The organism is Kitasatospora sp. NPDC059973 (genome assembly GCF_042737525.1).
Taxonomy (GTDB): domain Bacteria; phylum Actinomycetota; class Actinomycetes; order Streptomycetales; family Streptomycetaceae; genus Kitasatospora.
The window spans coordinates 1-6,680 of record NZ_JBHWUI010000271.1 but is presented as its reverse complement, the minus strand read 5'-3'; the positions used below and the strand labels follow the sequence as shown (position 1 = coordinate 6,680).

The window sequence follows — 6,680 nt, the reverse complement described above, 5'->3', positions numbered from 1 at the left end:
GTCCGCGCACGGCCGGCGGGCGGACGCCGGGCCGACGGCGGGTGACGGCGCCCCGATGGAGATCCCCGTCTCAACTACGCGCGTAGCGCCGCCAGGGCGTTTCAAGGGCCGTCCGACCAGCCGTTATCGTGGTGACGGTCAGCAGCTCAGATAGGTTCCCCGGGCCCGCATCGCGGCGGGTTCCTCCGGTGTTCCCCCTCGCTCGACCTGCCGTTCGTAGTGGCCCCACCGCCGGTGGATGTACCAGCGGGCGGCGCCCGACCTACGGAGAATCGCGCAGTGGCCGCCGCCCCCGCTCAACTCTTCCCGCCCCGCACTCCCGGCCCGGCCCGGCTGGTGGTGCTGGTCTCCGGCTCCGGCACCAACCTACAGGCGCTGATCGATGCCGTGGCCGATCCGGCCTTCGGCGCGGAGATCGTCGCCGTCGGTGCCGACCGTGACGGCATCGCGGGCCTGGAGCGCGCCGAGCGGGCCGGGCTGCCGGTCTTCGTGCACCGCCTGAAGGACTTCGCCGACCGCGCGGCATGGGACGGCGCGCTGACCGCCTCCGTCGCGGAGCACCGGCCGGACCTCGTGGTCACGGCGGGCTTCATGAAGATCCTCGGCCCCGCGTTCATCGCGGCCTTCGCCGGGCGGATCATCAACACCCACCCCGCACTGCTGCCCGCCTTCCCCGGCGCCCACGGCGTCACCGACGCGCTCGCGTACGGGGTGAAGGTCACCGGCTGCACCGTCCACCTGGTCGACGCCGGGGTGGACACCGGGCCGATCATCGCGCAGGGCGTCGTCGAGGTCACCGACGCCGACCACGCCGATGGCGGCGAAGCGCTGCACGAGCGCATCAAGACTGTCGAGCGAAAGCTGCTCGTCGACATCGTGGGCCGGCTGGCCCGCGAGGGTCACCGCATCGAGGACCGAAAGGTATGGATCCCGGCATGAGCGCCGCCCCCAGCACCACGTCCCCCGTCACCGCCCCCCTCGACGAGGAGAGCGGCGTCCGCCCGATCCGTCGCGCGCTGATCAGCGTGTACGACAAGACCGGTCTGGAGGAGCTGGCCCAGGGCCTGCACGCCGCCGGGGTCGCCATCGTCTCCACCGGCTCCACCGCCGGCCGGATCGCCGCCGCGGGCGTCCCGGTGACCGAGGTCTCCGAGCTGACCGGCTTCCCCGAGTGCCTCGACGGGCGCGTGAAGACGCTGCACCCCCGCGTGCACGCCGGCGTGCTCGCCGACCTGCGGCTGGAGTCGCACCGCGCGCAGCTCGCCGAGCTGGGCGTCGAGCCGTTCGAGCTGGTCGTGGTGAACCTCTACCCGTTCAAGGCCACCGTCGCGTCCGGCGCGAGCCCGGACGAGTGCGTCGAGCAGATCGACATCGGCGGCCCGAGCATGGTCCGCGCCGCGGCCAAGAACCACCCGTCGGTCGCCGTCGTGGTGGACCCGGCCCGCTACGGCGACGTGCTGAAGGCCGTCCAGGAGGGCGGCTTCGACCTGGCCACCCGCAAGCGCCTGGCCGGTGCCGCGTTCGCGCACACCGCCGCCTACGACGTCGCGGTGGCCTCCTGGTTCGAGGCCGGCTACGCGGCCGGCGACGTCGAGGGCTTCCCGGAGTTCCTGGGTGCCACCTACGAGCGCCAGAACGTGCTGCGCTACGGCGAGAACCCGCACCAGGGCGCCGCGCTCTACAGCGACGGCACCGGCGGCCTGGCCGGCGCCGAGCAGCTGCACGGCAAGGAGATGTCGTACAACAACTACGTCGACACCGATGCCGCCCGTCGCGCCGCGTACGACCACGCCGAGCCGGCCGTCGCGATCATCAAGCACGCCAACCCGTGCGGCATCGCCACCGGCGCGGACGTCGCCGAGGCGCACCGCAAGGCGCACGAGTGCGACCCGGTCTCCGCGTACGGCAGCGTGATCGCGGTCAACCGCCCGGTGACCGTCGAGCTGGCCGAGCAGATCGCCCCGATCTTCACCGAGGTCGTCGTCGCCCCCGGGTACGAGGACGGCGCCGTCGAGGTGCTGGCGCGCAAGAAGAACCTGCGGGTGCTGGTCGCCCCCGAGGCGCCGGCCAACCGCCAGGAGCTGCGCCCGATCTCCGGTGGCGTGCTGCTCCAGGACGCCGACCGGATCCACGCCGCGGGCGACGACCCGGCGAGCTGGACGCTGGCCACCGGCGAGGCGCTCCCCGCGGCCGAGCTGGCCGAGCTGGCGTTCGCCTGGCGGGCCTGCCGGGCCGTCAAGTCCAACGCGATCCTGCTGGCCAAGGGCGGTGCCTCGGTGGGCGTCGGGATGGGCCAGGTCAACCGGGTCGACTCGGCGAAGCTCGCCGTGGAGCGGGCCGGCGAGCGGGCCCGGGGCTCCTACGCGGCCTCCGACGCCTTCTTCCCGTTCGCGGACGGCCTGCAGATCCTGCTCGACGGCGGCGTCAAGGCCGTGGTGCAGCCGGGCGGTTCGATCCGGGACGAGGAGGTCGTCGCGGCCGCCGCCGCGGCCGGCGTGACGATGTACTTCACCGGTACCCGCCACTTCTTCCACTGACGCCGACGCCGGCGCCGGGCCGGGAGGATCCCGGGCCGGCACCGGCGGTGTGACGGTACGACGGAGCGGCCCGGCCCCCTGGGAAGGGGACCGGGCCGCTCCGCTGTCGCCGGTGGGTGTTACTTCTTGATCACCAGGGTGCCGGCGGCACGGTCGTGCCAGCCCTGCAGCTTCCCGGAGTTGTCGAAGAACGGGGACAGGTAGACCAGCGCGGCGCCGATGTAGCAGAGGAACGCGCCGACGATCGGGATGATGAAGCGGATGAAGCCGCCGCCCAGGCCGGGGACCTGGCCGTTGCTCTCCTTGACGACGCGCAGGCCCAGGGCCATCTTGCCGAGGGTGGCGCCCGCGAAGGAGACCATCAGCCACTCGTACAGCAGGTTGAACACCGAGAGCACGCCGACCATGATCAGCATGGTGACGAAGAAGCCCGCGGCGGCGTCGTTGTTGGCGTTCAGGCAGTCGTAGTACGCCGAGTTGGAGCCGCCGTAGGTGTACTTGCCGCTGCAGTCCTGGGTGTCCTTGGCGATGCCGAGCGCGCTGGCCAGGCCGAGCGCCATCACCAGGGCGACGACCGCGCCGATCGCGAGGCCGTCGATCAGGCGGGCCAGGAAGCGCTGGCCCATGGTGGCGATCTTCACTGTGCCCAGCTGGGCGATGTTGATGTAGCCGTTGTTGGCCTGGAGGGTGCCCGGCATCGGCGCGTACCCGTACGCCGGCTGCTGCGGCACACCGTACTGCGGGGCCTGCGGCGGCTGCTGCGGGTAGCCGTACCCGGCGGCCGGCGGGGCCTGCTGGGGGTAGCCGTAGCCCTGCTGAGGGGGCTGCTGGCCGTACGGGTTGTTCGGGTCGGGCGGGTAACTCATCGATGCCTCCGGGCAGGGATGTGGGGACGTGGGACGGGACAGCGCTGGGTCCGGAACGCACCGGCGGGGCGAACTGCCGAGCGGACGGGACGATAGCGGAGCGCGGTGACAACGGGGGCGGACACGGTCCGGCGCCCGCCGGCACGGGCTGGCTCAGGAACGTGGGTGGCGCCGGTCCGGCGCGAACGGGAGCATCGACGGCTGCGGTCCTGGCAGCACGCGGCCGTGGCGGTCGGGCGGCACGGTGTGGTGTGGTCGGCTCACTCTGTTCTTCCCCCGGGTACGCCCCGCCGGTGTCCGTCGGCCCGTCACCGGGCCGGAGGCGGCAGGGAATGCCCGCTTATCGTCGACCGGGCGGCCAGGCGCTGTCCAGCCGCGCCCGCGTGGCGGACCGGACTGTGGCGCAACCGCAACGTGGTCCGAACGGTTTTCGAGCCTCCGGGGCTCCCCGGCACCGCTGTCGCCGGGGGCTGGCGCCGTCCGCCTCCGTCATCCGGGAGAATGGGGGCATGACTGCCCAGATTCTCGATGGCAAGGCCACCGCCGCCGCGATCAAGTCCGAACTCGCCGCCCGTGTGGTGGCCCTTCGTGCCAAGGGCGTCACGCCCGGTCTCGGCACCGTCCTGGTCGGCGACGACCCCGGCAGCCGCTGGTACGTCAACGGCAAGCACAAGGACTGCGCCGAGGTCGGCATCGCCTCCATCCAGCGCGAACTGCCCGCCACCGCCACCCAGGAGGACGTCGAGAACGTCGTCCGCGAGCTGAACGCCGACCCGGCCTGCACCGGTTACATCGTCCAGCTCCCGCTGCCCAAGGGCCTGGACCAGAACCCCGTCCTGGAGCTGATGGACCCGGACAAGGATGCCGACGGCCTGCACCCCACCTCGCTCGGCCGGCTCGCGCTGGGCATCGAGGGCCCGCTGCCCTGCACCCCGCTCGGCATCGTCGAGCTGCTGCGCCGCCACGACGTGGCGATCGACGGCGCCGAGGTGGTCGTGATCGGCCGCGGTGTCACCGTCGGCCGCTCGATCGGCCTGCTGCTCACCCGCCGCAGCGAGAACGCCACCGTGACCCTCTGCCACACCGGCACCCGGGACCTCGCCTACCACCTGCGCAAGGCCGACATCGTGGTCGCCGCCGCCGGGGTGCCGCACCTGGTCAAGCCGGAGGACGTCAAGCCCGGCGCGGCCGTGCTGGACGTCGGCGTCAGCCGCAGCGAGGGCAAGATCGTCGGTGACGTCCACCCGGGCGTGGCCGAGGTGGCCGGCTGGATCTCCCCGAACCCGGGCGGCGTCGGCCCGATGACCCGCGCCATGCTGCTGAACAACATCGTCGTGGCGGCCGAGCGCCGCGCCGGCCTCTGAACGACCGCGATCCGACTCCGGAAGGACGGCGAGCTATGAACGGGCGGACCGAGCGAAGGCCGGCGAGCCGCGCGTTGCGCGACGCGACGGCCGAGCGGGGCGGGGTGGGCGGATGAGCGGGCCACGGCCGGCGAGCTCCCGGCGCAGGCCGGTGAAGACCACCGGAACGCTGCCCCCCGAGGGCTCGGCGGCGGCGCTGGGGCGTGACCACGCCCTGCCGGTGCGCCAGTGGCCGATAACCCTCGTCCTGCTGGTGGTCGGCGCCGGGCTCGCCGTCACCTGGTTCGCCGACTTCAAGGATGGCTTCAAGTACGGGCTGCTGATCCTCGGCGGCGGCGTGCTGCTCGGCGCGCTGCTGCGGCTGGTGCTGCCCGAGGTCGGCATGCTGGCGGTGCGCAGCCGGTTCACCGACGTGATCGTGCTGACCTTCCTGGGCGTCTCGATCGTGCTGCTGACCCTGGTGGCCCAGCCCAACCCGTGGCTGGAGATCCCGCTGCTGGACAACGTCGGCGAGCTGGTCGGGCGGCCGAAGCACTGACCCGCCCGGACCGCCCGCCCGGCCCGCCCGGACCGCCCGCCCGGCCCGCCCGCCCGGCCCGATCGGCCCCCGCCCGCACCGTCGGGACGGGGGCCGTCATCGTCTGTGACCAATCAGCCACGACGGCACCCGCGGCATACGCTTCGCTTTGCGATAACCTGACGCCGGTCTCTCGATGTCGAGAGATCATCCTCGGCTCCAGTGCGCCGGTGTGCCTGGGGCACCTGGCGATTTGCTGGAGAAGGTAGAAATGACCCGCACCCCCGTCAACGTCACCATCACCGGAGCGGCCGGCCAGATCGGCTACGCGCTGCTCTTCCGCATCGCCTCGGGCCACCTGCTCGGCGCCGACGTGCCGGTGAACCTGCGCCTCCTGGAGATCCCGCAGGGCCTGAAGGCCGCCGAGGGCACCGCGATGGAGCTTGTCGACTGCGCCTTCCCGCTGCTGCGCGACATCAAGATCACCGACAACGCCAACGAGGCCTTCGACGGCGCCAACGTCGCGCTGCTGGTCGGCGCCCGTCCGCGCACCGCCGGCATGGAGCGCGGCGACCTGCTGCAGGCCAACGGCGGCATCTTCGGCCCGCAGGGCAAGGCCATCAACGACCACGCCGCGGACGACATCAAGGTCCTGGTCGTCGGCAACCCGGCCAACACCAACGCCCTGATCGCCCAGCGCAACGCCCCGGACGTGCCGGCCGCGCGCTTCACCGCGATGACGCGCCTGGACCACAACCGCGCGCTCGGCCAGCTGGCCGCCAAGACCGGTGCCGCCGTGTCGGAGATCAAGAAGGTCACCATCTGGGGCAACCACTCGGCGACCCAGTACCCGGACATCTTCCAGGCCGAGATCGCCGGCAAGCCGGCCTTCGAGGCCGTCGGCGCCGACCAGGCGTGGCTGGAGGGCGACTTCATCCCGACCGTCGCCAAGCGCGGCGCGGCCATCATCGAGGCCCGTGGCGCCTCCTCGGCCGCCTCGGCCGCCAACGCCGCCATCGACCACGTGTACACCTGGGTCAACGGCACCGCCGAGGGCGACTGGACCTCCATGGGTGTCGTCTCCGACGGCTCCTACGGCGTTCCGGCCGGTCTGATCTCCTCCTTCCCGGTCACCACCAAGGACGGCGAGTTCCAGATCGTCCAGGGCCTGGAGATCTCCGACTTCTCCCGCGGCCGCATCGACGCCTCGGTCCAGGAGCTGGTCGAGGAGCGCGACGCCGTCACGGAGCTCGGCCTCATCTGAGCCCTTTCCCGGCAGGACCTTCGACGGGCCCGCCCCCCCCAATCCCGGGGGGGGGGGGGCGGCCCCCAAACCCGGGGAATATAAAAAAAAAAAACACCCCCCAAACCACAACCCAAAGAGTATTCGGTGTGG

Annotated in this window: 6 protein-coding genes; 5 read left to right on the top strand and 1 reads right to left on the bottom strand. The window is 72.4% G+C overall.

Features of this window, described 5'->3' with window-relative positions; translation table 11 throughout:
* Positions 1-279 precede the first annotated feature (279 nt).
* Together purN and purH are read left to right on the top strand one after the other, a co-directional pair.
* Positions 280-939, top strand: coding sequence for a phosphoribosylglycinamide formyltransferase (gene purN, locus ACFWA9_RS37370; protein ID WP_329488039.1), 660 nt, complete (start codon positions 280-282; stop codon positions 937-939).
* Complete coding sequence (gene purH / locus ACFWA9_RS37365) at positions 936-2,537, top strand: bifunctional phosphoribosylaminoimidazolecarboxamide formyltransferase/IMP cyclohydrolase (protein WP_380393696.1); 1,602 nt, start codon at positions 936-938, stop codon at positions 2,535-2,537. Before purN ends, purH begins: the two co-directional genes overlap by 4 nt.
* Before the next feature lie 119 nt (positions 2,538-2,656).
* On the opposite strand, the gene ACFWA9_RS37360 is transcribed toward purH, so the two are convergent.
* Positions 2,657-3,403: an RDD family protein gene (locus ACFWA9_RS37360; protein ID WP_329488037.1), complete on the bottom strand. Its 747-nt coding sequence runs from the start codon at positions 3,401-3,403 to the stop codon at positions 2,657-2,659.
* 509 nt (positions 3,404-3,912) lie between these two features.
* On the opposite strand from ACFWA9_RS37360, the gene ACFWA9_RS37355 reads away from it, so the two are divergent.
* The 3 genes from ACFWA9_RS37355 to ACFWA9_RS37345 all read left to right on the top strand — a co-directional run bounded on the left by ACFWA9_RS37355 (position 3,913) and on the right by ACFWA9_RS37345 (position 6,548).
* Positions 3,913-4,767 (top strand): bifunctional methylenetetrahydrofolate dehydrogenase/methenyltetrahydrofolate cyclohydrolase, encoded by an 855-nt coding sequence (locus ACFWA9_RS37355; protein ID WP_329488036.1) that lies wholly within the window; start codon positions 3,913-3,915, stop codon positions 4,765-4,767.
* Between the two features lie 151 nt (positions 4,768-4,918).
* Positions 4,919-5,305 carry a DUF3017 domain-containing protein gene (locus ACFWA9_RS37350; protein WP_329488035.1) on the top strand — a complete coding sequence of 129 codons (387 nt, stop codon included), beginning with the start codon at positions 4,919-4,921 and terminating at the stop codon, positions 5,303-5,305.
* A 250-nt stretch (positions 5,306-5,555) separates the two neighbouring features.
* On the top strand, positions 5,556-6,548 hold the full coding sequence (locus tag ACFWA9_RS37345) for a malate dehydrogenase (protein ID WP_329488034.1): 993 nt from the start codon (positions 5,556-5,558) through the stop codon (positions 6,546-6,548).
* Positions 6,549-6,680: the final 132 nt, after the last annotated feature.